The sequence below is a fragment of the Gryllotalpicola kribbensis genome (genome assembly GCF_039538245.1).
In the GTDB taxonomy this organism is placed as follows: Bacteria; Actinomycetota; Actinomycetes; order Actinomycetales; family Microbacteriaceae; genus Gryllotalpicola; species Gryllotalpicola kribbensis.
In genome coordinates, this window is the sequence record NZ_BAABBX010000024.1 from 1 (window position 1) to 3,264 (window position 3,264).

Annotated in this window: 2 rRNA genes; both read right to left on the reverse strand. The window is 57.5% G+C overall.

Annotated features, from left to right (window positions below):
• Positions 1-95 (reverse strand): 5S ribosomal RNA (rrf, locus tag ABD716_RS16350); the annotation flags it as partial.
• Positions 96-191: 96 nt separating this feature from the next.
• Positions 192-3,264 (reverse strand): 23S ribosomal RNA (locus ABD716_RS16355); the annotation flags it as partial.

Sequence of the window (3,264 nt, forward strand, 5' to 3'; positions counted from 1 at the left end):
CACAGGGTCGCCCCTGCAGTACCATCGGCGCTGGGAGTCTTAGCTTCCGGGTTCGGAATGTGTCCGGGCGTTTCCCTCCCGCTATGGCCGCCGAAACGTTGTCGACCAGGCACTGGTCTGTTCAGCTTGTTGGCTGGTGCCCGTATGTCGGGAACCACTCAGTGGACGCGAGTCATGGAGTTCATGTTGGGGTGTTACAAGTTGTCGGCTTATTAGTACCGGTCAGCTGCGCAGGTCTTTCGTCCCTGCTTCCACATCCGGCCTATCAACCCAGTCGTCTGGCTGGGAGCCTCTCCCCACGAGGGGATGGAGATCTCATCTCGAGGCCGGCTTCCCGCTTAGATGCTTTCAGCGGTTATCCATCCCGAACGTAGCTAATCAGCGGTGCTCCTGGCGGAACAACTGACACACCAGAGGTTCGTCCAACCCGGTCCTCTCGTACTAGGGTCAGATCCTCTCAAATCTCCTGCGCGCGCAGCGGATAGGGACCGAACTGTCTCACGACGTTCTAAACCCAGCTCGCGTACCGCTTTAATGGGCGAACAGCCCAACCCTTGGGACCTACTCCAGCCCCAGGATGCGACGAGCCGACATCGAGGTGCCAAACCATGCCGTCGATATGGACTCTTGGGCAAGATCAGCCTGTTATCCCCGAGGTACCTTTTATCCGTTGAGCGACGGCCGTTCCACAACGTACCGCCGGATCACTAGTCCCGACTTTCGTCCCTGCTCGACCTGTCAGTCTCACAGTCAAGCTCCCTTGTGCACTTACACTCGCCACCTGATTGCCAACCAGGTTGAGGGAACCTTTGGGCGCCTCCGTTACTCTTTAGGAGGCAACCGCCCCAGTTAAACTACCCACCAGGCACTGTCCCTTGACCGGATCACGGTCAGAAGTTAGATATCCAGAGCGACCAGAGTGGTATTTCAACAATGACTCCACGAACACTGGCGTGCCCGCTTCAAAGTCTCCCACCTATCCTACACAAGCCGCACCGAACACCAATACCAAGCTATAGTAAAGGTCACGGGGTCTTTCCGTCCTGCTGCGCGTAACGAGCATCTTTACTCGTAGTGCAATTTCGCCGAGTTCGCGGTTGAGACAGCTGGGAAGTCGTTACGCCATTCGTGCAGGTCGGAACTTACCCGACAAGGAATTTCGCTACCTTAGGATGGTTATAGTTACCACCGCCGTTTACTGGGGCTTAAATTCTCAGCTTCACTCACAAGGAGTTGACCGGTCCTCTTAACCTTCCAGCACCGGGCAGGCGTCAGTCCGTATACATCGTCTTGCGACTTGGCACGGACCTGTGTTTTTAGTAAACAGTCGCTTCCCACTGGTCTCTGCGGCCACTCCACGCTCCCCCAGCAAGTGGGTTCACGCTTCGGGCCCCCCTTCTCCCGAAGTTACGGGGGCATTTTGCCGAGTTCCTTAACCACGATTCTCTCGATCTCCTTGGTATTCTCTACCTGACCACCTGAGTCGGTTTGGGGTACGGGCGGCTAGAACCTCGCGTCGATGCTTTTCTCGGCAGCATAGGATCACCGAATTCCCCTTGACGGGTATGCGTCAGATCTCAGGCGCATGAGCAGCGGATTTGCCTACTGCTCGCCCTACATCCTTGCCCCGGGACAACCATCGCCCGGTACGGCTACCTTCCTGCGTCACACCTGTTACTACGCTCGCCGCACCAGCACGGGGTCGCACGCTCCCCGGCCCGGTGTCCCCGAAGGGACGATGGGCCGGCTCGGATGCTTAGCACTACTGGATTGGCGTGGGCGGTTCTTCGCCGGTACGGGAATATCAACCCGTTGTCCATCGACTACGCCTGTCGGCCTCGCCTTAGGTCCCGACTTACCCAGGGCGGATTAACCTGGCCCTGGAACCCTTGGTCTTCCGGAGGACGGGTTTCTCACCCGTCTTTCGCTACTCATGCCTGCATTCTCACTCGTGTGGCCTCCACAGCTGGGTTCCCCCGCTGCTTCACCGCCCACACGACGCTCTCCTACCCATCACCGCGACTGGACCACGAAGGCCTATCGACTGCGGCAATGCCACGACTTCGGTGGCGTGCTTGAGCCCCGTTACATTGTCGGCGCGGAATCACTTGACCAGTGAGCTATTACGCACTCTTTCAAGGGTGGCTGCTTCTAAGCCAACCTCCTGGTTGTCTGTGCAACTCCACATCCTTTCCCACTTAGCACGCGCTTAGGGACCTTAGTCGGTGGTCTGGGTTGTTTCCCTCTCGACGATGAAGCTTATCCCCCACCGTCTCACTGCTGCGCTCTCACTTACCGGCATTCGGAGTTTGGCTAACGTCAGTAAGCTTTTGGGCCCCATCGGCTATCCAGTAGCTCTACCTCCGGCAAGAAACACGCAACGCTGCACCTAAATGCATTTCGGAGAGAACCAGCTATCACGAAGTTTGATTGGCCTTTCACCCCTACCCACAGCTCATCCCCCAGGTTTTCAACCCTGGTGGGTTCGGTCCTCCACGACGTCTTACCGTCGCTTCAACCTGGCCATGGGTAGATCACTTCGCTTCGGGTCTAGGACACGCGACTGAAACGCCCTATTCGGACTCGCTTTCGCTACGGCTTCCCCACACGGGTTAACCTCGCCACGTATCGCTAACTCGCAGGCTCATTCTTCAAAAGGCACGCCGTCACCGGAACAAGCCGGCTCCGACGGTTTGTAAGCGAACGGTTTCAGGAACTATTTCACTCCCCTCCCGGGGTACTTTTCACCTTTCCCTCACGGTACTTGTCCGCTATCGGTCATCTGGGAGTATTCAGGCTTACCAGGTGGTCCTGGCAGATTCACACGGGATTTCTCGGGCCCCGTGCTACTCGGGAACACCCTCCGGCCGGCGCAGCATTTCGGCTACGGGACTATCACCCGCTACGGTCAGCCTTTCCAAGCTGTTCGCCTACACCACGCACACGTCACCGCAGGAAAGCGGCAGCTTCCCTCGAAGGGTCCCACAACCCCCACCACGCAACCCCTGCCGGGTATCACACGTGGAAGGTTTAGCCACATCCGCGTTCGCTCGCCACTACTAACGGAATCACTATTGTTTTCTCTTCCTGTGGGTACTGAGATGTTTCACTTCCCCACGTTCCCTCTACCCGCCCTATACATTCAGGCGGGAGTAACCAGGTCACCCAAAGGGCCTGGCCAGGTTTCCCCATTCGGACACCCTCGGATCACAGTTCGCTTATCAACTCCCCGAGGCTTATCGCAGATTGCTACGTCCTTCATCG